The organism is Vibrio sp. QJM3NY_27, assembly GCF_057785955.1.
This window is the reverse complement of sequence record NZ_CM173512.1, coordinates 1849692-1872524: the sequence shown is the minus strand read 5'-3', so window position 1 is coordinate 1872524 and position 22833 is coordinate 1849692. Positions and strand designations below refer to the sequence as shown.

Below are 22833 nucleotides of genomic sequence, written 5' to 3'. Positions count from 1 at the left end.
AATTAAGCTTTACCTGTCGATTGAGACAAGTAGTTTCCTTTCAATAAACGTTCAATTAGTAACATTAGTAGTACATTTGGAATGACTAGAATCAGTGATACAACGGCAGCATCAGGTCTGATAAATGAGTAACCCAAAAATGAATATAAGATGGTTGGAACGGTAATAAAGTCAGGTGCGCCCAGTACGTAAGACATGTTGAACTCTTCAATACTGATCACCAAGCAAAAGATGGATGATGCAAGCAGGCTTGGTTTAAGCATAGGCAAGAATGCGTGCTTAAAGGTACCAAACTTACCCGCGCCCATATCAGCACAAGCATCGATCAAATCTTGTGGGATGGCCTTAAATCCGGCAGACAAAATACGGATTGCGTAGGGCAGTGCGAGCACCGTGTGTGCAATGACAATGTTGACGTATGGGTCGGTTAATCCAAGCTCTAACAGCATTGCACTAAAAAATACCGCCAAAATCATTGATGGCATAACCATAGGGAGCAGGGAGACCATCTCGGCCAGTTTTTTACCACGAAATTCCATGCGTCCAAACGCGTACGCGGTCGGCATCGCAAGAGTGATGGTTAAAATAGCAACGGCAGGAGCAACAGAGTAACTGTTACGTAGGGCTTCTGGTAGAGAAGTGGTTTCCCATACTTCTATCCAGCGTCCGAACGACAACACTTGCGGTAGTAGGTCGGGATAACTCCAAGGGTGGTTAGGATCAACCAATGACCAAATGATCGCCATTGCGAAAGGGACACCAAGCCAAACTAGATTCACAAGAACGAAGAAACTAACAGAAATCAACATGACCCATTGGGTGTTAGTTAGGTTACGAAGGCGCTTCATTATGATTTCTCCATATCTACAACAACGCTTTTACGTGTAACAAATGGCTGAGTAAGTAAAGTCAGAACAACGGCAGACAAGCCGGCAAGCAGCATGATAACCATGGCAATGACAGCGGAGTTTTCCCATTCGTAATATTGAGTTGCTGTGATGTTCATCAGCATCGCTAAAGAGTAACTGCTACGTGAGCCAGCGACAGATGCAAATGAGAAATCGCCCAGTGCACCAATGAAAATCAGAATAGAAGAAGCCTGTAACGCAGGGATAGTTAACGGAAGAATAACCTGACTGAATCTTGCCCAACGCGTCGCGCCTAAATCTAAAGCTGCATCCATTAAGTCTCCACGAATGCTAGCAATGGCACCGCTGATTAGAATCAAAGCGAAAGGTAAGTTTTTCCAAATTTGTAGGACGACAATGCTCCAACCAAATTTATCGTTGGAAAGACGCAAAGGCTTATCAATGATACCAAGTGCTAATAGAGATTCATTAAAAATCCCGTGGTAAGCGATGACGTTCATCATTAGGAAAGCGGCCACTAGCCCTGGTACAAACATAGGAGCACGCAATACTCCAATGATGGCCGGTTTACCTGGAATGGGCTTTTGTAACCAAAGCGCAATTGGGTAGGCTAGTGTGACGGCTCCAATAGTACCGAGTAACGAGGTACGCAGAGAATACGCGACAGAACGCCATAAAATTGGATCGCTAAGAGTTGTCTGCCAGTATTCGAGTGTTCCGTTGGTTTCTCCCATGACACTAAAGAGTCCAAAGCTTTGCGCGATGACTACGTACAAAGCACTTCCCATGAGTAAGGCGATAGTGCCAACCCCAGGAATGAGCAGTAAATAGGGTTTTATGTTCATCCATTCACTCCCTCTAAGAAGCGCATGCCAAATTCAGGCAGTTTTACATGAATGATTTCACCTTGTTCAGCAGAGACTCTTCCGCCTAATTGAAGTCGAATTTTTTGCTTTGTGTCTGTGCCAACAAAGCCGAATACATCTAAGTTATTGCCTTGGAAAGCCGATGATTCAACCGTGACCTCAAAGCTGTTAGCTTCGCCTTGTTTACAAAGTTGAGCGTCTTCAGGGCGCCAACATACGAAGATTTCTTGCGTTTGTGGTTGTTCGTCAGATTCAACGAGAAATTCACCCATGTTACAACTGACACGGTATTGGTTCGCTTGTTGAGTTGGCTCGACATACGCTTGGTGGATATTAGCGGCGCCAATAAAGTCGGCTACAAAACGGCTAACTGGGCGGTAATAAATATCTTCTGGTGTGCCGATTTGTTCAATGTTACCGCCATTTAGCACCACAATTCTGTCACTCATTGCCAAGGCTTCAGCTTGATCATGAGTAACATATATAGAGGTTAATTGGTGCTGACGTTGCAGCTCTTTGATTTCAAAACGAACGCCTTCACGCATTTTCGCATCGAGGTTTGATAAAGGCTCATCGAATAAAATGATGTCAGGACGAGTCACCATTGCACGGGCTAGGGCTACACGTTGTTGTTGACCGCCAGAAAGTTGTGATGGCAATTTGTCTTTGTGATCAACTAAACCAACCTGAGACAAAATTTCCGCTAAACGACGTTTTTGTTCATTTTTATCGATTTTCTGTTGAACCATACCAAAGCAAATATTGTGAGAAACACTTAAATGCGGGAATAAAGCATACGACTGAAAACACATCGCTGTTTCACGCTTTTCTGGTGGAATTTGGTTTACCACGCGCTCGTTCATCAGAATTTCACCTGATGTAGGCGTTTGAAATCCACCGATCATTTTCAGCAATGTTGTTTTGCCACAACCACTTGGCCCAAGCAGAGTGACAAACTCGCCTTGTTCTACAGAGAATGAGATCTCTTTTGATGCGTAAAAATCACCATAAGTTTTCGTGACAGAACGAAGTTCCAAAATCGCCATAATTAACCTTTTTTAAAAAGTTTAAATTTCCAGATAGATTATTTGTAGTTTATTTCAGTTTTATTATCGATCGAGTTTTTTCGCGTAAAAATCATTCATTGATCACGAAAAGTTTAATAAGCAATTGTTTTAAAGGGTTTTTTATTTTCGGATTTTGTAGGCGCTTCTTCATTGACAGTAAGCGTAATATTTCGCTATTCTATATTAAACTTTTTTAGGTAGTTTAATTGATGGTGTTTTATGTTCAGTTTTGATGTGGCAAAAAAAGGACAGGTTCTAGTAAATAGCCATCGAGGCGATTGCATTCGTTGCCCTGAAAATACCATGCCTGCTTTTATTAGCGCTGTTGAGAGAAATACCCGCTGTATTGAAATTGATATCGCGATGACAGCCGATGAAGAGCTGGTGGTGATTCATGATCCAAGCGTTAACCGTACTTCTGATGGGAGCGGTTATGTTGAGCAAATGACGTTTGCAGAATTAGAAGCGTTGGATTTCGGTGGTTGGTTCCATTCGTCATTTGAAAAGACTTCAATTCCTAAGTTTAGTGAAGTACTTGAGTGGGCAATTGAACATGGTGTTGGGCTGATTGTTGAAGCGAAACAAAGGCGCAATCACCATCGCTTTGCAGAAAAGCTTACGGTATTAATTGAACAAACTCCGAATGCACTAGATCACATCCAATTGTTGGGATTTGATCATACGTTAGTTAACCTTGTGAAAGAGTGTGTACCAAGCATTCAGCTACAAGTGGTGACGCTTGCTCGCTACCAAAATCAATTAAATGCCGTATTGGAATCGAATGCTTCTGCTGTGTGTGTGGAATACCCTTATACAACGCGAAGTGTACTCGAAGGTTATAAAAGCTCAGGTTTAACCACACGTCTGTATTTGCCAAACAAAGACAAAAATATGAAACCAACTCAATGGTTTAATCAATATTATGGCTACGACGTACATAGTGAAATTATTCAATGGTTGAGCGAAGGCCTCATTGATATGATTAGCCACGACGATATTGATATGTTGAAAGAGCTAGTACATGAAGCCGGTATGGAAGCGATTTAAATCCGACTTTGTTATTGATGAACCCATCATGCGACACCGCCTAATAAATTGATTGAACCATAAATAGAGAACAACTGAACATGTTAACTCCGATAAAACCATTACAACTAGAATTGACTCCAGGACAGAAGAAATTACTGGCGGTTTGTCGACAGCATAGCTCGGTATCGCGCGCAAAAATTGTTGAAAAAACAGGTTTGCGTAGTGGCTCTGTGACCAGTATTTCTAAAGAGTTACTGGCAATGAACATGATTAAAGAAGGACCAAGAGAAAAAGTCGGTCGTGGCCAGCCCATCATTCCGTTGCAGTTGAACCCATACGCAGCATTTTCATTTGGTATCGCTTTCCATATTCACCGAATTGAAGTCGCTTTGGCAAACTTCTGCGGTGAAGTGATTGATACTGAAACCATCGATTACGCCGAAGATGCGCCAATTATAGATGTACTTAAGAACATTAAGGCTCAAATAGACGTATTGGTTGATAAACATAAAATCCAAAATGCACGCATATTGGGGATTGGTGTTTCTATGCCTGGGCCTTCTGAAGGTGATGGTAAGTCGATTCGTACTATTATTCAGATGGGACATTGGCGAGGGGTCGATTTAGCAAGCATCTTTGGTGACGTATTTGAATGGCCAGTCTGGATCGATAATGACTGTAATGTTGCTGTTGTAGGTGAGTTTTATTCTGGTCAGTGGCCAGAAGTAAAAAATATGGTGCTGTTTGAGTTAGGTCATGGTGTGGGGGGCGGTGCGATCATCAACCGCAAACTTTACCGAGGCAGTCGGCATAATGCGGGTGAAATCGGCACATACTTCAACCTGCTTGGCGAAGAAAATAAGCCTACTATTCGTGGCTTATTGGATCAACTGGCGGCATCAGGACTGGAAGTGGATGGCCCTGAAGATATTCCGGGGTTAGATAACCCTGTGGTATCAAAATGGGTGCGTTTTGCCGCAGCACAGCTTAAGCCCATGTTAGTTGTCACTTTAGGTTGGTTCGACCCAGATTGTATAGTGATTGGTGGTTCTTGCCCTCAACATATCAGCCAAGCCATTATTGATGAAGTCGCATTAGATAAGGTTTGGGAAGAAGCTGAACGCTCATATGCAATGGCTCAATTCTCTCCTTCAAAAATTGGATCGTCGCTAAATACCTATGGAGCATGCATGTTCCCAGTATTTCGCACGCTAGGTATTTAATAAAAACATCGGATAATTGTTATGAAATATGCACCAAGTGTGGGTGTGAAGTTCCATGAAGATGGAAGCGTAAGAACATTCCCTGGCAATACTTTTATTTGTCACCTTGATCAATCGTTGCCTTTGATTGACGAATTACGTTGGGCGCAAGACCAACTTAAATCAATGAATTGTGGTGACAAATTTTCTTTCTTGCCTATTTCAAGTATGCACATGACGGTATTTGAAGGGGTTTGCGATCAAATTCGCGAAGCGCATAAGTGGACATCGAAACTAGACCTAGCTGCTGATCTTTCGGAAACAACCGACTTGTTCGCGACTGAAGCAAGCCAAGTCGGTGCGCAAGGCGGTTTTGAAATGATGTATGACTACGTTTACAACTGCCCGATTGGCGGTACTGCGATTCGTATTAAACCGGCTAACGAGCACTCTACTCAAGCACTTAAGCAGTGTCGTGAAGCGTTAAAAGCAGCCACCGGTATCAATATGCCTGATTTCGATGACTATCACTTTCATATTACCTTGAGCTATCGCGTTATAGAGTTGGAAGAACAAGATAAGATTGAATTACAACAAACTGCGAAGCGTATTGGTGAGCGTCTAGCTCAATCGTTTGGCTCTTTGACGCATGGCCCTGTGGAATTTTGTACCTTCCAAGATATGTTTAAATTTACTCCTGTTATCAGTCTATCTTAGTTTTAGGTTTATATGATCCCTAAGATCATTATCTGATTTGAGCTCATACGCTGTCGATATTGCGCATGAGCTTTTTTGTTTTTGAGTGTAATTGGTGGGCTGAAAGCAATTACAATATAAGACTGTATACATTAATCGGGCATGGTCATTTACTTGTTTTAAGATTACACTGCGCCCAATATTTCAGAAGTACATATTTAGGTAGAGGTCACCATGGACCAAGAACATTACGAAGACGCTGATTACGAAGGCCAAGAGCTTGGCGAAGAAGGCGAAGAGATTGAGATTGAAGCAATTGGTATTGATGTTTCATCACAGCCAATCGAACTCTACAAAGTGTTTAAAATTGCTAACTTAGTGAGTGGTGGCGGTGAAGCTAAACACATCATCTCTGACGGCTACGTAGCGGTAAATGGTGAGCTGGAAACGCGTAAGCGTCGTAAAATGTACGATGGCGACTTCTTTGAATTCAACCAAGAATACTATGTAGTGGTATGTGATCAGCCAGTACAAGAAGAATCAGACAAGCCGAAAAAGAAAGATGCGCCTAAAAAAGACAACAAGGCGAAGAAAGCTCAGTCTAAAAAATCGCAAGCTAAAAAAGACCAGCCAAGTAAGGACTCAAAAAAGAAAGAGTCTAAGAAAAGCAAAGCAGAAATGCTAAGCGCAACGGCTGAACCAAAGAAAGAGAAAAAAGAGAAGAAGAAAGAAAACAAACCGAAAAAGAAAGCGGATACGCCTAAGCCACAACGTGACGACAAAAGCGGCCGTAACTCGATTGAATTCTTCTAAACTACAGCTCTAAATTGCTGCTCTAAAACTATTTTTTAACCATTTATTCAAAAAACAAGCAACGTTAAACCTCAGTTTTGCGTTAAGCAGATATCAAAAGGCTCACTATTTAGTGAGCCTTTTTTGTGCCATTAAGCCTGACTTATTCACTGACTTTTTATCTCATTTTTTCTTTGTTGTTATCTCTGTTCGACAACAAACTCTACAAACCTATCCCGGAGTGGGTTTTCACTCTCTCCATTCCAGATCAACCCGACTGGCCAAGTGGCGTGTTCACCTTCCAAAGGTATGAATTCCACATCGGTGTTACTAATGTACCGCGCGCTGTTTGGCACAATAGTGAAACCGATATTGGCCGAAACTAACGCCAGCAGAGTCAGAATGTCGTCGGCTTCTTGTGTCTTTGATAAGTCGATTTTATTGGAAAGACAATATTGTTGGATCTGTCTGTCTAATCCGGGGCCGCGATGTTGGGCGAGCTTTAAATAAGGCCATTTCGATAACTTAGAGAGAACCTGATCGTTGCCTGGCCCTAGTTTGAGGAGATCTTTGTGTACCGCTATTACAAGGGAATCATTGAACAGAGTTAGACTTTCCAAACCCGCAGAATTGGGTATCCGATTGAAGCTGATATCGAGATCATGGCTCAACAACTCATCCGTCTGCTGCTTAGAAGGTGTGTCATTTAAGGTGATGTGAACGTCTGGATATTGCTGTTTATAAGCCGCAATCAACTTGGGCGCTTCATGATAAGTGGAAACACCAAACCCAATGTTCAAATGCCCCTGAGTTCCTTTCACTACCGAGCCTGACAGCTGCTCAAACGCTTGCATTGAATGAACCAAACGTTGGGCTTCTGCCAGTAACGTTTTTCCTGCGTGCGTGAGCTCTGCGCCATTCCTGCCACGAGAAAACAGAGATGCCCCAATGTTGGATTCAAGTCGTTGAATCTTTTTAGTGAGTGCCGATTGAGTGATGTAGAGCTGCTCTGATGCCAAACGGTAATTACCCGATTTAGCGAGCTGACAAAATGCCTTCAGTAGATCAAATTCCATTCCAAATGCTCATTGAATAGAGAATATGTTTCATTATATGGAATTGAATTGATTTTTTATACTAGGTTCATACCAATCAGCTAAAGCAAAGCTTGAGGACGAATCATGAAGAAAGACATCAAAGTAGCGTCGGTTCAATTTAATCACCACGCAGGTGATAAGGCGTATAACTTATCGGTTATAGAGCAATACGTTCAAAAGGCTGCGGACAGTAGCGTGGAGATCGTCAGTTTCCCAGAGATGTGCATTACCGGTTATTGGCATGTGTCTGCTTTGTCTCGCGATGAAATTGAAGCGCTAGCGGAACCTGTACCGAGCGGTGAATCCACTCAAAAGTTAGTTTCACTGGCAACGCGATTTGGCATGAGCGTTGGCGCGGGCTTGATAGAGCAGGGTACTGATGGCGAGTTATACAACACCTACGTATTTGCCATGCCAAATGGAGAAGTTCAGAAACATCGAAAACTGCACACCTTTGTTAGCTCTCACATGAGCAGCGGCGATCAATACACGGTGTTCGATACGCCGCATGGCTGCAAAGTTGGTATCTTGATTTGTTGGGATAACAACTTGGTTGAAAATGTCAGGATCACTGCTTTGAAAGGGGCTGATATATTGATTGCGCCACACCAAACGGGCGGTTGCCAATCACGCAGTCCGAACGCGATGAAGCGAATTGACCCTGAGTTATGGTTTAACCGAGATGAAAACCCAGAGGCGATTCGTGCTGAAATGCAGGGCAAGAATGGACGCGAGTGGTTAATGCGTTGGTTGCCTGCAAGAGCGCACGACAACGGTATGTTTGTGGTGTTTAGTAATGGTGTCGGCGTTGATATGGATGAAGTAAGAACAGGCAATGCGATGGTCCTCAGCCCTTATGGTGAAATCATCACAGAGACCGATAGTGTTGATAACGATATGGTGATTGCCGAGCTAAAAGCAGAAGAGTTAGACATGTGTACTGGCAGACGCTGGATTCGTGGCCGTAAGCCAGAGTTATATCATTCACTCACACAACCTCTTGGTCATGAACTTGATCCGCACCAAGCGCGTTTTGCTGAGAAATAATGGTGTAAGCGCTGGTGAACAAGGATGTATTAGGGATGGTTGAAAGGGAGGGGGGAGAGAAGGGTTCCTGATGTAGTCTACCCACTTAAACTGTTTTAAGTGGGTAGACTATTTACACATCAAGCATCAAACGTCTAAGTTCTATTCTCAGTGTCGAGTGCGAGAAGACGTCAGTTCTGATGCGCGAAGCTGAGCAACGGCTTTTGCTAGTTCAAGCTGAGCTTGTGCAAAGTTGATATCTACATTGCCCTTATTGATATTCTCTAGGGCTGCATATTTCGCTTCTTCTGCGCGAGCGCGGTCAATATCTTGGCCGTGCAAGGCAGTATCGGCTAACACCGTTACCACATCCGGCTGAACTTCTAGCATCCCGCCAGAAACATAAAGCACTTGCCCCTCTGATTTAGGGTCTGTGACAAACACTGTCACGCCTGGCTTTATTTTACTGAGAAGCGGGGAGTGACCGGGGCGGATCCCCAGCTCACCATCAGCGCCAGAAACGGCTAGGGCATACGCTGGACCTGAAAACAGCGTACCTTCCGCACTTACAATATTAAGTTGAAATGTATTATCTGTAATTCCGATAGCCATGGTGCACCTGCCTCTTAGAGTGATTTTGCTTTGTTAAGCACTTCGTCGATAGAACCACAGTACAAGAATGCTTGCTCTGGGATATCGTCATATTCGCCGCCTAACAGGCCTTTAAAGCCTCTCAGTGTTTCACTTAGCGGTACAAATACACCTTTCTGACCAGTAAACACTTCGGCTACGTGATAAGGCTGAGTTAAGAAACGTTCAATCTTACGAGCACGAGATACGGTCTGCTTATCTTCAGTCGATAGCTCGTCCATACCAAGAATCGCGATGATATCTTTTAGCTCTTTGTAGCGTTGCAGCGTTGTTTGTACTTTTTGTGCAATGTCGTAGTGCTCTTGGCCAACCACAAGCGGATCCAATTGGCGAGATGTTGAATCCAACGGGTCGATTGCAGGGTAGAGGCCTAATGCAGCGATGTTACGCGACAGTACAACAGTTGCATCTAAGTGAGCAAAGGTTGTTGCTGGTGATGGGTCAGTCAAGTCATCCGCAGGTACGTATACCGCTTGAATAGACGTGATCGAGCCTTGTCTAGTCGAAGTGATACGCTCTTGCAGTACACCCATCTCTTCAGCAAGTGTTGGTTGGTAACCTACTGCTGAAGGCATACGGCCCAGCAGTGCTGATACTTCTGTTCCCGCAAGTGTGTAACGGTAAATGTTATCAATGAACAACAGTACGTCACGACCTTCATCACGGAAGCGCTCAGCCATAGTCAGGCCTGTAAGTGCCACACGTAGACGGTTTCCCGGTGGCTCGTTCATTTGGCCGTAAACCATGGCTACTTTGTCTAGTACACCCGCTTCTTTCATCTCGTAGTAGAAGTCGTTACCTTCACGAGTACGCTCACCAACACCGGTAAATACAGAGAGACCTGAGTGGGCTTTTGCGATGTTATTGATAAGCTCCATCATGTTGACGGTTTTACCTACGCCAGCACCACCGAACAGACCGATTTTACCGCCCTTTGCGAACGGACAAATAAGGTCGATAACTTTAACGCCGGTCTCAAGAAGTTCAGTGCTGTTTGCTTGTTCTTCATAAGAGGGTGCTTCACGGTGAATTTCGTAGCTTTCTTTTTGACCGATTTCACCGCATTCATCGATAGGCTGACCAAGAACGTTCATGATACGGCCCAAGGTTTCTTCGCCCACAGGAACGGTGATTGGAGAGCCTGTGTTTTCAACAGTTAGGCCACGGCGCAAGCCATCTGACGTACCCATTGCAATACAACGAACGATACTGCCACCCAGCTGTTGCTGAACTTCTAATACGAGCGAACTTGCTTCCGCGCTAGTCACTTTCAACGCATCATAAACGCGTGGGCTGTTGCCGCCGCTGAACTCGACGTCTACCACCGCGCCGATAACTTTAACTATTTTTCCAACACTCATCTCTAAATCCTCAAATTCTATTCTTGACCCACTCTTTTCTGCCCTTAGACAGCTTGAGCGCCTGAGACTATTTCACTCAGTTCTTGGGTAATGGCAGCTTGTCGTGCTTTGTTGTATACCAATTGCAAATCATCGATGAGTTGGCCTGCGTTATCGGTTGCCGCTTTCATGGCCACCATTCGGGCTGCTTGCTCACAGGCAATGCTCTCTACGATGCCTTGATACACTTGCGATTCAATGTATCGATGTAACAGCTCAGAGAGGATGTCTCTTGGTGCTTGTTCATAGATGTAATCCCAACGACGTGCTTTTTTAGCACCTCCATCGGCCTCAGAATCTGAGGGGTGGGGTAGCAACTGCAAGGTCGTCGGTTCTTGAACCATGGTGTTGATGAACTGGTTATAAACGAGGTACAAACTGTCGATTTTTTCGTCGTCGTAATGCCCTAGCATCGCGTTAACTGTACCTAAAATGTCCTCTAATTTAGGCGTGTCACCAAGGCCTGACGTTTGCGCGATAACATTGCCGCTGCGTTGGAAAAATGAGATAGCTTTAGAACCAATTAAAGTGGTTTCTACCTCAACGCCTTTGTTACGCCACATCTCCATTTCTTCTAACACTTTCTTGAACAAGTTCGAGTTCAAGCCACCACATAAGCCCCGATCGGACGAAATAATGATGTAAGCAACGCGTTTTGGTTCACGCTGTTGAAGATAGGGATGCTGGTATTCCAGCGACCCTGATGCGACATGAGAGATAACTTTGCGCATGTTCTCGGCATATGGACGCGTTAGCGTCATGTTGTCTTGAACCTTACGCATCTTACTTGCCGCAACCATCTCCATTGCACTGGTGATTTTCTGAGTGTTACTAACACTGCCTATCTTGGTGCGAATTTCTTTAGTATTTGCCATTATCTGCTCCTAATTTGTTTTGATTTCCAGCCAACAAACCGGAGCGTTTACCAAGCTTTCAACGCTACAAAGTCACCGAGAAGCTTTGCAAGGGCGCCATCGATTTCATCGTTGTAGTCACCGTTAGCGTTGATGGTGTCGAACAACTCTGGGTTTTGACCTTTTGCGTAAGCAATCAGCTCTTCTTCAAAACGTGCAATTTTGTTCAACTCTACGTCAGCCAAATAGCCTTTTTCTGCTGCGTAAATGACCGTTGCTTGCTCAGCGACAGACATAGGCGAGTATTGCTTTTGCTTCATTAATTCAGTTACACGCTCACCATGATCAAGCTGCTTGCGAGTCATGTCGTCTAGGTCAGAAGAGAACTGAGCAAATGCGGCTAACTCACGGTATTGCGCTAACGATGTACGAATACCACCAGACAGTTTCTTGATGATCTTGCACTGCGCTGCACCACCCACACGAGATACCGAGATACCTGGGTCTACCGCAGGGCGTAGGCCTGAATTGAATAGTTGAGTTTGTAGGAAAACCTGACCGTCGGTGATTGAGATTACGTTGGTTGGTACAAACGCCGATACGTCACCCGCTTGAGTTTCAATGATAGGAAGCGCGGTTAATGAACCTGTTTGGCCTTTCACTTCACCATTCGTGAATTTCTCAACGTATTCCGCATTGACTCGTGCTGCACGTTCTAGTAGGCGTGAGTGGAGGTAGAATACGTCGCCAGGGAAGGCTTCACGGCCCGGTGGGCGTTTAAGTAGCAATGAGATTTGACGGTAAGCGACGGCTTGTTTTGATAGGTCATCATAGATGATCAATGCATCTTCACCGCGGTCACGGAAGTATTCGCCCATGGTGCAACCCGCATAAGGTGCTAGGTATTGAAGCGCGGCTGATTCTGATGCTGATGCTACAACAACGATGGTATTTTTAAGCGCATCGTGGTCTTCGAGTTTACGAACAACGTTTGCGATAGTAGATGCTTTCTGGCCAATAGCCACGTACACACATTTGATGCCAGAATCTTTCTGATTGATGATCGCATCGATAGCTAACGCGGTTTTACCCGTCTGACGGTCACCGATGATAAGTTCACGTTGACCACGACCGATAGGCACCATGGTATCAACGGCTTTATAACCGGTTTGAATTGGCTGATCGACGGACTTACGCTCGATTACGCCGGGTGCAATTACTTCTACAGGGTCGAGTCGGTCACAACTCACAGGGCCTTTGCCATCGATTGGCTCACCTAGTGTGTTCACTACACGGCCAAGAAGTCCGTTACCGACAGGCACTTCCAAGATACGGCCAGTACCTTTCACTTTCATACCTTCAGATAGGTCAGTGTAGGGGCCCATAACTACGGCACCGACTGAGTGCGTGTCAAGGTTAAGTGCAAGAGCGTACTTGCCACCTGGAAGCTCGATCATCTCACCCTGCATGACATCCGCAAGGCCGTTAATGGTAATGATGCCATCACGAACCGAAACTATGGTGCCTTCGTTGCGAGCTTCGGTGCTCACATTAAACTTCGAGATGCGATCTTTAATCAGGTCGCTGATTTCGTTTGAATTTAATTGCATAATTGTTACCTATCTCGCGTGAAGTTGATGAGCTAATCGGCTAATTGATGTGTTCAAAGAACCATCGATGACGGTTTCACCCGCCTTGATTACGATCCCGCCAACCAGCGAGTCATCAATAACCTGTTCCATTTCAACCTGACGCTCTAATTTCTTCTCAAGTGCAGCAGTGAGTGATGTAACTTGATCTTGTGTAAGCAATTCTGAACTGGTGACAGTGACAGGGATTACACGTTCATGTTCGTCCTTTAGGTCGCTGAACAAGTTAAACAAGTCTCTGATCACGGCAAGACGGCCATTCTCAGCCAAGACTTTAATGAGATTAATGACGTGGTCATCAACGAGTCCTTGGCAAACGTGAATGATGAGATTGACCAGTTCTTCAGATTGCTGTGTATGAACACCTTCTGCTGATGAAATCTGCTTAGCGATCGTTTCTTCTTCCGCTACCGTCACAAGAATGGACAACATTGAGTGCCACTCTTGTAACTTGTTTTCACCCAAAGCAAAGTCGAACGATGCTTTAGCGTAGGGATGAGCAATATTGGTGTAATCTGACATATTGCCTCCGTTTAGAGTTCGCTTATCATTTGATCAACTAACGCTCGGTTCGTTTCAGAATCTAGGTTCTTGCTGATCAATTTCTGTGCACTTTGAATAACAGCGTCTGCCATATCCGCCTGAAGTTCACGGCGTAACTTTTGACGTTCGCCTTCTAGCTCAGCTCTACCTTGTTCTAAGATGCGTGCCTTTTCTTGCTCGCCTTCTTGGTGAGCTAAGGTGATGATTTCGTTGCGGCGTTTCTTGCCTTGCTCAATCAGTTCGGTCACATTCTTTTTCGCATCTGCGACGAGTTGTGCGCCATTTGATTTTGCTAGTTCTAGCTCTTTCGCTGCATTCTCTGAGTGGCGTAAACCATCAGCGATTTCTTTTTGGCGCTCGTCTAACATCGCGGTGAGAGGGGGCCATACATATTTCATGCATAGCCAAACAAAAATCACGAATGAGATTGCTTGACCAAACATGCTGGCATTTAAATTCATACCTTCCTCACTAAATCTTGATTATTTACAAATCGATCTTTTCAAAGCTTTCAATTAAGCAACGGCAAAGATGATGTATAGACCGATACCAACACCGATCATCGGTACAGCATCAACAAGGCCCATCATGATGAAGAATTGAGTGCGAAGCATTGGAGTAAGGTCTGGTTGACGAGCAACACCTTCAAGGTATTTACCTGCTAAGTTACCAATACCAGATGCTGCACCTGCTGCACCTAAACCGATCAGTAATGCACCTGCTACATATAAAACTGCGCTTACGATATCCATTTGTATCTCCGATAAATAATGTGTTAGTTAATTTTTTAGTTATTAATTAGTGGTGTTCTTCTGTTGCCATTGCTAAGTAAACAACGGTCAGTACCATAAATATAAATGCTTGTAAGAATACGATTAATATGTGGAATAAGGCCCATGGAACACTTAGTGCCCATTGCATCCACCAAGGCATTAGTGCGATAAGGATGAATATCATCTCGCCTGCATACATATTTCCGAATAATCGTAAGCCTAGCGATATTGGTTTTGAAATTAATGTTATTAATTCAAGAACAAAGTTAACAGGATATAAAAGAGGGTTATCAAATGGCTGAGTAGTTAGCTCTTTGATAAAGCCTTTCAAACCTTTATTTTTAAACGTATAAGTTAACAATAAAATAAACACACCGAGTGCCATCGACATTGGGATATTTACATCCGCTGTCGGTAGGTCTCTAAAGTGCTCTAAACCCATTACACGAGTTAACCCTGGTATTAAATCTATAGGCAATAGGTCGACTGCATTCATTAACAACACCCAAACAAAAGTGGTTAATGCCAGTGGCCCTATTAATTTATCCTCCGCTTGAAAAATCTCTTTGACTAGGTTGTTAACGAAATCAAAGATAAGCTCGATAAAACATTGAAAACGACCTGGAACACCGCTAGTGCCCTTGGTCACTACATATCGAAAAGCTCCAATAAACAGTAAACCCGTGATCCAAGATACCAACATTGAGTCAATGTTGAACGCCCAGAAACCATCACCTGTAGTTAAGAAGGTTAAGTGATGCTCTATGTATTCGTGAGCGGTAGTGACTTGATCCATACTACACGTACTCCGATCTTGTAGAGGCAGTAATAAATGGTGTTAAGAAGTACCCAATCATTGTGAAAATGTACGCGTATAATATTACTGGGTTATCCAATTTAAAAAACTGGAATGCCAGGATAAACATTAAGAACGTATAGGTTATTTTCACGACACGACTCATTTGCATTAAGTCACGTAAACTATAATTAGGATTCTTGTGCACCTTAAGGCTTGCATATATAAAACCAAACAGCGGTGGTAACATCGCGATTACGACACCCAAAGCTGAAGACTCCATATCTACTTTATTACCAAAAAACACTTCATATAAAACTACACCGACGGCTAATACTATTTGGCAGAGAACAACTCTTTTAGCAGCAACAAGGATGTCGCTACTTATCCCATTAAGCCTCATAATAAAACCTTATATTTAACAGTGTAAGTCAATATAAAACACAGTTTGAATATGTTTTGTTACTAGCACTTACTTGTTAATAGCAATTTGACTTGTTAATAAACCTTTACTTGTTAACAAAGAAATAATCTTTCTGGCTTTATATCTCCTGACGAAATTAAACGTTAAAAACTAACTCGCTATCGTTTCGACAAAATATAAACTACGCCTAAAATTATGTGATCAAAACGACAAATATCGGCATCAATAATTCCATTTTTGAAATGAGTGTTTTTCATTTATGAAAGTAATAGTTCTATTATTAAATCCATGAATATTTAAAATGCTTTGTTTATAGCGAGAAAAGGGAGGTTTTACCCAGAAAATTAGAGAGGAAAAATATCAAGATATAATGTTATCAAGTAAGTATATTCAATGACTTAGAGTCTTTTCTAAATGTGATGACGGGTTGGTATTCGAAGCGGCGTATAACCAAGATTTTGTTGATATTGGAAGGTTTCGTTTGTGTAGTGAAATAGCAGTATGGTGCTCCTTATCATTAAGCTAATATTTTTTAATATCGTTATCATATTTTCATTATTGATGTATTGGAACGCGAATCAACACGCCCAGCACCGGGTTCAAGATGAAAATTTGATGAAAAATTCAGCATCCAACCGCTGATGCAACAAGATCTAGGGTCAATGATAAGGGCGAGGAAACATACGTACAGATGAAAAGTACGGGTTAATTGACTCAAAAATAGAGGTATCGCTGAGGTTGGGTCGAATTATTATCGGACGAATTCGCAGAGCATCGACCCAGAAATCACAGTTTCAATACAGAAATAATCGGAATCTAAAGATGTTTGTCGTATCAATAGGCCTATAGGAAGCGCCTTCATTTATGTTCCTTTATTACTCTTCATAGCTTAGGTATTGAATGCACAAGTCATGAAAGGCTTGTGCTTGTGGCGAGATCGTACGGTCAGCCAATCTGAAAATACCGATCTGACGTTGTAAGGGCGGGTCAATTAATGGGATCCACACCAAGCGGGTTTCATTGGTCGGGAAAGCCAGCTTAGGTAGCGTGGTCACGCCTATCCCGAGTTCTAACACCGAAAACAACGAAGTGATGTTCTCTACCGAATACAGAGCCTGTTCGCTGAGCATTCGTGCGGGTGTTGGGTCAAGTAGGGTACAAGTACCGTTGCGAATGAAGGGTTGTTTTAACAAAGTTTGCCATTCTATTCCCTCCCGTTGAGAGGCGATAGGGTTATCTTTGAGGCAGACCACACCAATAGGGTCAGAGAGTAAAGGCGTGAAATCGATACTCTCTTCTTCTAAATGGGAGCTATTTCCGAGGGCAACATCCACCTCTCCAGAGAGTAATCTCGCTTCCACACCTGCCGCATTATCGTCAATTAAGCTGACCTCAACATTGGGGTACTTTTCGCAAAAAGCCCCTAAAACACTAGGGATTAGTTTTGCGGCCACTGAAGGAACGCTCGCTATTCGAACTCGCCCTTGTTGTCCAGCTGCTGCAGCACGAAGGTCGTTATCTAATGCTTTGTAAACATTCAAGAATTGAATAATTTTCGGTAAACATATTTCGCCAAAAGGTGTCAGTGTCGATTTGTTGCCTGTTTCAAACAATGGTTGGCCGAGAATTTTTTCTAGCTCTTTTATCGATGTTGAGAGTGCCGCTTGCGAGCGATTTGCTCGGTGAGATGCCGCTCTAAATCCGCCTTCTTCGACCACTAAAACAAAATGTTTTAACTGTTGTAGCTTAATACTCATGACAGGAATCCTTCTCTAGGCCTTGCTATACCTTACTTTTTAAAAGGTGATAGATTTTATTTATCAAATGCACAAAATTTACCGTTAGATTTATCAGCCGTCAAGGTGCAGTATTTAACCATCTTGAAACATAGTTGTTACAAAGTTGGATGGAATCGTGAACGCACAAACTAAAAAACACCCAGTAAAAACCGAGCTTTTCGCTTCAAAAGCACCACTAGAGTGGGCAATCGTTAATAACGGCACTCTATACACCGCGCAGATTCCAATCGATGAGACTGGCGCAGTAGTAGAAGGCGGTATTGAAGCGCAAACGCGTCAGACTTTTAACAACCTTGTTCATACGTTGGAGTGTGCAGGCGAATCTATGGATTCAGTGTTGCAAGTTCTGATTTACGTGACAGACCGTGAATACCTAAAAACGGTCAACAGCGTATACGGAGAATACTTCAATGCACCTTATCCAAACCGTGCTGCGGTCGTCGTTGCAGGGTTAGCAAGAGAAGAAATGCTGGTTGAGTTCGTGGTTTATGCATCGGCGTCTCAACCTGAATAATCAGACTGTGAACTAAAGCTATTTGCGGATCAAAACTCTTTTGAATTGAAGTGGTTTATTGATACAAGCGACTTGGTTCACTTTAGAAACAAAATATACATCTTATTTTAGCAATTAATTACCTGAATATTAACAGTTTATTAATTAACCAGATGGTTGCCAGACTCAACCGCAACCTAACCGTTACAAGGACAGAATGATGACTCAATTACAGAATGTTCAAGCAGAAAACGCACTTTATATTGGCGGCGAATGGCAAGCGGGTGTAAGCACCGTTGCGAACATTAACCCATCAGATATTTCTGAAAACATCGGTAACTTTGCACAAGCAAGCACAGACCAAGTTCAACAAGCGATTTCAGCGGCGAAGCACGCTCAACCAGAGTGGGAAAAAACACCGATTGAACGTAAGCAAGCAGTGCTTCAAGCGATTGGTGATGAACTGATTGCACGTTGTGATGAGCTAGGTACATTACTTTCTCGTGAAGAAGGTAAGCCTTTTGCTGAAGGTCGTGGTGAAATTTACCGTGCAGGCCAGTTCTTCCAATACTTCGCAGCTGAAGTGCTTCGTCAAATTGGCGACAACGCAGAATCAGTACGCCCAGGCGTTTCTGTAGAAGTGACTCGCGAAGCTGTTGGTGTTATCGGCATCATCTCTCCTTGGAACTTCCCAACAGCAACAGCTGCTTGGAAAATTGCTCCAGCATTGGCTTTCGGTAACAGCGTTATCTGGAAACCTGCAAACCTAACACCAGCAAGTGCAGTTGCGCTAACTGAGATTATCCACCGCCAAGGCATGCCTGCAGGTACGTTCAACCTTGTACTGGGTAGTGGTTCAAAGGTTGGTGATGCACTGATCAACTCTAAAGACGTGAATGGTGTGAGCTTTACTGGTTCTGTTGATACGGGTCGTAAAGTCGCAGCTGCAACAGCGCCAAACTTCGTTCGTTGCCAACTAGAAATGGGCAGTAAGAACGCATTAGTGATTGCTGACGATGCAGATATCCAAACTGCAGTAGATGCAACTATCGCGGGTTCATTCTCGGGTGCCGGTCAAAAATGTACCGCATCTTCTCGTCTAGTGGTAATGGATGGCATTCACGACCAATACGTTGAAGCACTTATCAAACGCATGAGTGAGCTTAAAGTCGGTCACGCACTAGAAGAGGGCGTGTTCATGGGCCCTGTAGTCGATGGAAACCAACTTGAAGCAAACCTTGGTTGGGTTGAGAAAGCACGTCAAAGCGGTGGTGAGCTAGCATTTGGTGGCGAACGTTTGAGCATGAAACACGAAGGTTTCTACATGTCTCCAACCTTGTTCTTGAATACTAAGAACGATTGGGAAGTGAACCAAGAAGAAGTGTTTGCTCCTATGGCAAGTGTGATTCGAGTTGCTGACTTAGAAGAAGCTATCGCGACAACAAACGACACACGTTTCGGCCTAACAGGCGGCATCATTACTCAAAGCCTACGCAGCAGTGCGATGTTCAAACAACAAGCACAAACAGGTTGTGTGATGGTGAACCTACCAACTGCAGGTACGGATTACCATGTACCGTTTGGTGGTCGTAAAGAGTCTAGCTTCGGTCCTCGTGAGCAAGGTCAGTACGCGAAAGAGTTCTACACAGTCGTGAAGACAGCTTACCAGCGTCCTTACTAAGCAACTTTCTATATAAGAATTGGATAGCTGAGGATATTAAGTCCCAAGCTATCCAGCTATCGAATTGGCCTGATTCACAGAGTCAGGCCAACATCCAAACCAAAGCAGCAAACGAACTTAGACAAGTGATTTAACCCATTTTTGAAAACATGTTATTTGAGCGTGTTTTCAAAACCGAGCTAGAACACTGAGCTTTCAATAGGAGTGGTTATGTACCAGCAACGGATTGTTATAGATGGATTGCAATACTGCAATTGGAACAGAGAATATTTCCAAACACTAAAGGCGAGCGGCATTACAGCAGTTCACGCTACCGCGGTTTACCACGAGACAGCTCGTGAAACCTTATCTCGCTTTGCAGAATGGAACTTAAGATTCGAGCAGAATGCAGACATTATCATGCCGATTCATTCAATGGCGGATGTTGAAACTGCAAAAGCGACAGGCAAAGTCGGCATTTTTCTAGGTGCTCAAAACTGTTCTCCAATCGATGATGAGATTGGTCTTATCGAAGTAATGCGTCAGCAAGGTCTTTTGATCATGCAATTGACGTACAACAACCAGAGCTTATTGGCGACGGGTTGCTACGAGAAGAACGACACAGGTATCACGCGCTTTGGTAAGCAGGCGATTGAAGAGATGAACCGAGTGGGCATGATCATCGATATGTCTCACAGTGCCGAGCGTTCAACGCTTGAGGCGATTGACCTGTCTTCTCGTCCTATTTGTATCAGCCATGCGAACCCAACGTTTGCTCATGATGCACTAAGAAACAAATCAAACGATGTGATTAAAGCCCTAACCGCACGCGGTGGCTTAATCGGATTCAGCTTATACCCATTCCACCTACCAAACGGCAGCCAATGTACGTTGGAAGATTTCTGCCAAATGGTTGCGACTACCGCTGACATGGTTGGCGTAGAACACCTAGGTATTGGCAGTGACCTATGCTTAAACCAACCTCAAGCCGTTCTTGAATGGATGAGAAATGGTCGTTGGTCTAAAGCAATGGACTATGGCGAAGGCTCTGCAAACAACTCAGGTTGGCCAGATGCGCTGCCTTGGTTCTGTGGTAGTGCGGGTATGGAAAATATCTATAACGGATTGATGCGCCATGGTTTCAGCGAGTCTGAAGCTGGGCAAGTCTTGGGAGAAAACTGGTTTAACTTCTTGAAAGATGGCCTAGAGCCTCAAAGCAAGGGTTAAGTGTTTTTTCACTAGCAATCATCGGATTAGCAGCCTTCTAATAAACGTTCATTTAGACGTGCTGTTTTAACCAATTTCACTATTCAAAAGGAACAACGGTCTATTTCGCAACGCGGTAACCCAAACATGGATTAGCCTGCCCAACACAAAAAACAATAGGGCAGGTGTTAAATACACCTCTTGTAGTCATCATTAAAGTGACAGCTGCAAAGAAACCTCTGGAGTCAGAGTATGTCTGATTTAACCAATAGCGTGAAATCTTCAAACGTAAATGCGGGTCAAACACACACAGCAAGTAATACAACAAACAAAAATACGCAGTCTGAATCTACTTCAGACAAATTAGGACTAACCAACCCAGCACTATGGTACAGCGGCGGCTTTATTGCTCTGTTCGTGGCACTGGCTCTATTTGATGGCGAGCTGTTATCAAGCCTTGTAAATACGGGTTTTGCTTGGTCTGTAAAAGTGTTCGGTCCTTATTGGCAAATGCTTCTTCTTCTGACTTTTCTTATTGGTCTTGGCCTAGCGGCAGGGCGAACAGGCAAGGTTATCCTAGGTGGCATCGATAAGCCTGAGATGGATGGCTTCCGCTGGATGGCAATCATCTTCTGTACACTACTGGCGGGTGGCGGCGTATTTTGGGCAGCAGCAGAGCCTATCGCACACTATGTGAGTCCACCACCGTTGTATGGCGCACAAGAAAATGCACAACAAGGCGCGGTGAATGCTCTATCACAATCATTCATGCACTGGGGTTTTCTTGCATGGGCAATCGTTGGTAGCTTAACGTCTATCGTGGTTATGCATCTTCACTACGACAAAGGCTTACCGCTTAAACCTCGTATTCTTCTTTACCCTGTATTAGGTGAAAGAGCTCTGAAAGGCCATACAGGCGCACTGATTGATGCATGTTGTATTGTTGCAGTAGCAGCGGGAACCATCGGTCCGATTGGCTTCTTAGGCCTGCAAGTGAGCTATGCCCTGAACGAACTGTTTGGTATTCCAGATGGTTTCACGACACAGCTGATCATCATCTTGTTCGCTATCGTTCTTTACACATTGTCTGCATTAAGTGGTCTTAACCGCGGGATGCAAATGCTAAGCCGTTACAACGTAATTTTAGCAATGGCATTGATGGTCTACATTCTGATCTTCGGTCCAACAAACTTCATTTTCAATGGCTACATCCAAGGTGTAGGCAGCATGATAGATAACTTCATCCCAATGGCAACATACCGTGGTGACGAAGGTTGGTTGAGCTGGTGGACAGTATTCTTCTGGGGTTGGTTCTTAGGTTACGGCCCAATGATGGCAATCTTCATCGCACGTATTTCACGCGGCCGTAGTATTCGCCAGTTGGTATCAACCATCAGTCTTATTGCACCGTTCGTAACATGTTTCTGGTTCACCATTGTAGGTGGTTCTGGTCTAGCGTTTGAAATTGCAGACCCAGGCAGCGTAAGTAAAGCGTTCGAAGGCTTTAATTTACCTGGCGCGCTACTGGCAGTAACTCAGCAACTACCAATGCCAATGCTTATCTCTATTCTGTTCTTGATCTTGACGACGATCTTCATCGTAACGACAGGTGACTCAATGACTTACACCATCAGTGTGGTAGTCAGTGGTGAGACAGAGCCTAACGCAATTATTCGTACTTTCTGGGGTGTGATGATGGGGGTAACAGCATTGATTCTGATTTCCCTAGGTTCAGGCGGAATCTCTGCGCTGCAATCGTTCATTGTAATCACAGCGGTACCGGTGTCCATAATCTTACTGCCATCGCTTTGGAATGCGCCTCAAATCGCAATCAAGATGGCGAAAGAACAAGGTTTTTAAAGAACAGGTTTTTTAAAGAGCAGATTTTGTAAAGAAAAGGGCTCTGTAAGACAAGGGCTCTGTAAAACAAGAAACTGATTA

General features: G+C 43.8%; 23 protein-coding genes. 9 read left to right on the top strand and 14 right to left on the bottom strand.

Annotated elements, in window-relative coordinates; all coding sequences use genetic code 11:
* Positions 1-2: 2 nt before the first annotated feature.
* Genes AC3CIA_RS23790 through AC3CIA_RS23780 form a run of 3 tightly spaced genes read right to left on the bottom strand, consistent with a single transcriptional unit; the run spans position 3 to position 2781 of the window.
* Positions 3-848 (bottom strand): ABC transporter permease, encoded by an 846-nt coding sequence (locus tag AC3CIA_RS23790; protein ID WP_065205981.1) that lies wholly within the window; start codon positions 846-848, stop codon positions 3-5.
* Positions 848-1714, bottom strand: coding sequence for an ABC transporter permease (locus tag AC3CIA_RS23785; protein WP_171307891.1), 867 nt, complete (start codon positions 1712-1714; stop codon positions 848-850). The genes AC3CIA_RS23790 and AC3CIA_RS23785 overlap by 1 nt, the downstream gene beginning before the upstream one ends.
* On the bottom strand, positions 1711-2781 hold the full coding sequence (locus tag AC3CIA_RS23780) for an ABC transporter ATP-binding protein (RefSeq protein WP_065205983.1): 1071 nt from the start codon (positions 2779-2781) through the stop codon (positions 1711-1713). Before AC3CIA_RS23780 ends, AC3CIA_RS23785 begins: the two co-directional genes overlap by 4 nt.
* A 240-nt stretch (positions 2782-3021) precedes the next feature.
* On the opposite strand from AC3CIA_RS23780, the gene AC3CIA_RS23775 reads away from it, so the two are divergent.
* The 4 genes from AC3CIA_RS23775 to AC3CIA_RS23760 all read left to right on the top strand — a co-directional run bounded on the left by AC3CIA_RS23775 (position 3022) and on the right by AC3CIA_RS23760 (position 6542).
* Positions 3022-3849 carry a glycerophosphodiester phosphodiesterase gene (locus AC3CIA_RS23775; RefSeq protein ID WP_065205984.1) on the top strand — a complete coding sequence of 276 codons (828 nt, stop codon included), beginning with the start codon at positions 3022-3024 and terminating at the stop codon, positions 3847-3849.
* A gap of 80 nt (positions 3850-3929) precedes the next feature.
* Positions 3930-5054 carry an ROK family transcriptional regulator gene (locus AC3CIA_RS23770; RefSeq protein ID WP_065205985.1) on the top strand — a complete coding sequence of 375 codons (1125 nt, stop codon included), beginning with the start codon at positions 3930-3932 and terminating at the stop codon, positions 5052-5054.
* 21 nt (positions 5055-5075) lie between these two features.
* A complete protein-coding gene (locus AC3CIA_RS23765) occupies positions 5076-5750 on the top strand; it encodes a DUF1868 domain-containing protein (protein WP_017111901.1) in 675 nt (224 codons plus the stop codon).
* Positions 5751-5963: 213 nt separating this feature from the next.
* Entirely contained in the window at positions 5964-6542 is a 579-nt protein-coding gene (locus AC3CIA_RS23760) for an RNA-binding S4 domain-containing protein (RefSeq protein WP_488519210.1), read from the top strand.
* Positions 6543-6721: 179 nt separating this feature from the next.
* Here AC3CIA_RS23760 and AC3CIA_RS23755 read toward each other — a convergent pair whose 3' ends face one another.
* On the bottom strand, positions 6722-7597 hold the full coding sequence (locus AC3CIA_RS23755; RefSeq protein WP_488519209.1) for a LysR family transcriptional regulator: 876 nt from the start codon (positions 7595-7597) through the stop codon (positions 6722-6724).
* A gap of 105 nt (positions 7598-7702) precedes the next feature.
* On the opposite strand from AC3CIA_RS23755, the gene AC3CIA_RS23750 reads away from it, so the two are divergent.
* Positions 7703-8665 (top strand): nitrilase-related carbon-nitrogen hydrolase, encoded by a 963-nt coding sequence (locus AC3CIA_RS23750; RefSeq protein WP_372244181.1) that lies wholly within the window; start codon positions 7703-7705, stop codon positions 8663-8665.
* 147 nt (positions 8666-8812) lie between these two features.
* Here the strand turns inward: AC3CIA_RS23750 and AC3CIA_RS23745 are convergent, their stop codons facing one another.
* The 10 genes from AC3CIA_RS23745 to AC3CIA_RS23700 all read right to left on the bottom strand — a co-directional run bounded on the left by AC3CIA_RS23745 (position 8813) and on the right by AC3CIA_RS23700 (position 17491).
* Positions 8813-9256 (bottom strand): F0F1 ATP synthase subunit epsilon, encoded by a 444-nt coding sequence (locus AC3CIA_RS23745; protein WP_004730391.1) that lies wholly within the window; start codon positions 9254-9256, stop codon positions 8813-8815.
* Between the two features lie 14 nt (positions 9257-9270).
* Positions 9271-10656: a F0F1 ATP synthase subunit beta gene (atpD, locus tag AC3CIA_RS23740; protein WP_145568688.1), complete on the bottom strand. Its 1386-nt coding sequence runs from the start codon at positions 10654-10656 to the stop codon at positions 9271-9273.
* Positions 10657-10700: 44 nt separating this feature from the next.
* Complete coding sequence (gene atpG / locus AC3CIA_RS23735) at positions 10701-11570, bottom strand: F0F1 ATP synthase subunit gamma (RefSeq protein ID WP_017074013.1); 870 nt, start codon at positions 11568-11570, stop codon at positions 10701-10703.
* Positions 11571-11617: 47 nt separating this feature from the next.
* Complete coding sequence (atpA, locus tag AC3CIA_RS23730) at positions 11618-13159, bottom strand: F0F1 ATP synthase subunit alpha (protein WP_009844932.1); 1542 nt, start codon at positions 13157-13159, stop codon at positions 11618-11620.
* 9 nt (positions 13160-13168) lie between these two features.
* A complete protein-coding gene (locus tag AC3CIA_RS23725) occupies positions 13169-13720 on the bottom strand; it encodes a F0F1 ATP synthase subunit delta (RefSeq protein WP_004730398.1) in 552 nt (183 codons plus the stop codon).
* Positions 13721-13731: 11 nt separating this feature from the next.
* On the bottom strand, positions 13732-14202 hold the full coding sequence (locus AC3CIA_RS23720; protein ID WP_004730401.1) for a F0F1 ATP synthase subunit B: 471 nt from the start codon (positions 14200-14202) through the stop codon (positions 13732-13734).
* A gap of 54 nt (positions 14203-14256) precedes the next feature.
* Positions 14257-14493: a F0F1 ATP synthase subunit C gene (atpE, locus tag AC3CIA_RS23715; RefSeq protein WP_004730405.1), complete on the bottom strand. Its 237-nt coding sequence runs from the start codon at positions 14491-14493 to the stop codon at positions 14257-14259.
* Between the two features lie 46 nt (positions 14494-14539).
* The gene (gene atpB / locus AC3CIA_RS23710) at positions 14540-15310 is read right to left on the bottom strand and encodes a F0F1 ATP synthase subunit A (protein ID WP_017082381.1); all 771 of its coding nucleotides are present in this window, start codon (positions 15308-15310) and stop codon (positions 14540-14542) included.
* Between the two features lies 1 nt (position 15311).
* Positions 15312-15713 carry a hypothetical protein gene (locus tag AC3CIA_RS23705; protein WP_004730409.1) on the bottom strand — a complete coding sequence of 134 codons (402 nt, stop codon included), beginning with the start codon at positions 15711-15713 and terminating at the stop codon, positions 15312-15314.
* Positions 15714-16609: 896 nt separating this feature from the next.
* Positions 16610-17491, bottom strand: a complete 882-nt coding sequence (locus tag AC3CIA_RS23700; RefSeq protein ID WP_004730410.1) for a LysR family transcriptional regulator — start codon at positions 17489-17491, stop codon at positions 16610-16612.
* 157 nt (positions 17492-17648) lie between these two features.
* Here AC3CIA_RS23700 and AC3CIA_RS23695 point away from each other — a divergent pair, with 157 nt between their 5' ends.
* The 4 genes from AC3CIA_RS23695 (at position 17649) to AC3CIA_RS23680 (ending at position 22752) form a co-directional block, all read left to right on the top strand.
* Positions 17649-18047 (top strand): RidA family protein, encoded by a 399-nt coding sequence (locus AC3CIA_RS23695; protein ID WP_004730412.1) that lies wholly within the window; start codon positions 17649-17651, stop codon positions 18045-18047.
* A gap of 199 nt (positions 18048-18246) precedes the next feature.
* A complete protein-coding gene (locus AC3CIA_RS23690) occupies positions 18247-19707 on the top strand; it encodes an aldehyde dehydrogenase family protein (RefSeq protein ID WP_029224918.1) in 1461 nt (486 codons plus the stop codon).
* Between the two features lie 210 nt (positions 19708-19917).
* Positions 19918-20913: a membrane dipeptidase gene (locus AC3CIA_RS23685; RefSeq protein WP_029222845.1), complete on the top strand. Its 996-nt coding sequence runs from the start codon at positions 19918-19920 to the stop codon at positions 20911-20913.
* 231 nt (positions 20914-21144) lie between these two features.
* Positions 21145-22752, top strand: a complete 1608-nt coding sequence (locus AC3CIA_RS23680) for a BCCT family transporter (RefSeq protein ID WP_108156579.1) — start codon at positions 21145-21147, stop codon at positions 22750-22752.
* Positions 22753-22833: the final 81 nt, after the last annotated feature.

What these genes read in the sequence shown, in the direction of transcription:
- AC3CIA_RS23685 (WP_029222845.1), top strand. Translation starts at nt 19,918, where the DNA reads ATGTACCAGCAACGGATTGTTATAGATGGATTGCAATACTGCAATTGG.
- AC3CIA_RS23720 (WP_004730401.1), bottom strand. Translation starts at nt 14,202, where the DNA reads ATGAATTTAAATGCCAGCATGTTTGGTCAAGCAATCTCATTCGTGATT.
- AC3CIA_RS23780 (WP_065205983.1), bottom strand. Translation starts at nt 2,781, where the DNA reads ATGGCGATTTTGGAACTTCGTTCTGTCACGAAAACTTATGGTGATTTT.
- AC3CIA_RS23745 (WP_004730391.1), bottom strand. Translation starts at nt 9,256, where the DNA reads ATGGCTATCGGAATTACAGATAATACATTTCAACTTAATATTGTAAGT.
- AC3CIA_RS23790 (WP_065205981.1), bottom strand. Translation starts at nt 848, where the DNA reads ATGAAGCGCCTTCGTAACCTAACTAACACCCAATGGGTCATGTTGATT.
- AC3CIA_RS23755 (WP_488519209.1), bottom strand. Translation starts at nt 7,597, where the DNA reads ATGGAATTTGATCTACTGAAGGCATTTTGTCAGCTCGCTAAATCGGGT.
- atpA (WP_009844932.1), bottom strand. Translation starts at nt 13,159, where the DNA reads ATGCAATTAAATTCAAACGAAATCAGCGACCTGATTAAAGATCGCATC.
- AC3CIA_RS23690 (WP_029224918.1), top strand. Translation starts at nt 18,247, where the DNA reads ATGACTCAATTACAGAATGTTCAAGCAGAAAACGCACTTTATATTGGC.
- AC3CIA_RS23760 (WP_488519210.1), top strand. Translation starts at nt 5,964, where the DNA reads ATGGACCAAGAACATTACGAAGACGCTGATTACGAAGGCCAAGAGCTT.
- AC3CIA_RS23750 (WP_372244181.1), top strand. Translation starts at nt 7,703, where the DNA reads ATGAAGAAAGACATCAAAGTAGCGTCGGTTCAATTTAATCACCACGCA.
- AC3CIA_RS23700 (WP_004730410.1), bottom strand. Translation starts at nt 17,491, where the DNA reads ATGAGTATTAAGCTACAACAGTTAAAACATTTTGTTTTAGTGGTCGAA.
- AC3CIA_RS23705 (WP_004730409.1), bottom strand. Translation starts at nt 15,713, where the DNA reads ATGAGGCTTAATGGGATAAGTAGCGACATCCTTGTTGCTGCTAAAAGA.
- AC3CIA_RS23765 (WP_017111901.1), top strand. Translation starts at nt 5,076, where the DNA reads ATGAAATATGCACCAAGTGTGGGTGTGAAGTTCCATGAAGATGGAAGC.
- AC3CIA_RS23775 (WP_065205984.1), top strand. Translation starts at nt 3,022, where the DNA reads ATGTTCAGTTTTGATGTGGCAAAAAAAGGACAGGTTCTAGTAAATAGC.
- AC3CIA_RS23785 (WP_171307891.1), bottom strand. Translation starts at nt 1,714, where the DNA reads ATGAACATAAAACCCTATTTACTGCTCATTCCTGGGGTTGGCACTATC.
- atpB (WP_017082381.1), bottom strand. Translation starts at nt 15,310, where the DNA reads ATGGATCAAGTCACTACCGCTCACGAATACATAGAGCATCACTTAACC.
- AC3CIA_RS23725 (WP_004730398.1), bottom strand. Translation starts at nt 13,720, where the DNA reads ATGTCAGATTACACCAATATTGCTCATCCCTACGCTAAAGCATCGTTC.
- atpG (WP_017074013.1), bottom strand. Translation starts at nt 11,570, where the DNA reads ATGGCAAATACTAAAGAAATTCGCACCAAGATAGGCAGTGTTAGTAAC.
- atpD (WP_145568688.1), bottom strand. Translation starts at nt 10,656, where the DNA reads ATGAGTGTTGGAAAAATAGTTAAAGTTATCGGCGCGGTGGTAGACGTC.
- AC3CIA_RS23770 (WP_065205985.1), top strand. Translation starts at nt 3,930, where the DNA reads ATGTTAACTCCGATAAAACCATTACAACTAGAATTGACTCCAGGACAG.
- atpE (WP_004730405.1), bottom strand. Translation starts at nt 14,493, where the DNA reads ATGGATATCGTAAGCGCAGTTTTATATGTAGCAGGTGCATTACTGATC.
- AC3CIA_RS23680 (WP_108156579.1), top strand. Translation starts at nt 21,145, where the DNA reads ATGTCTGATTTAACCAATAGCGTGAAATCTTCAAACGTAAATGCGGGT.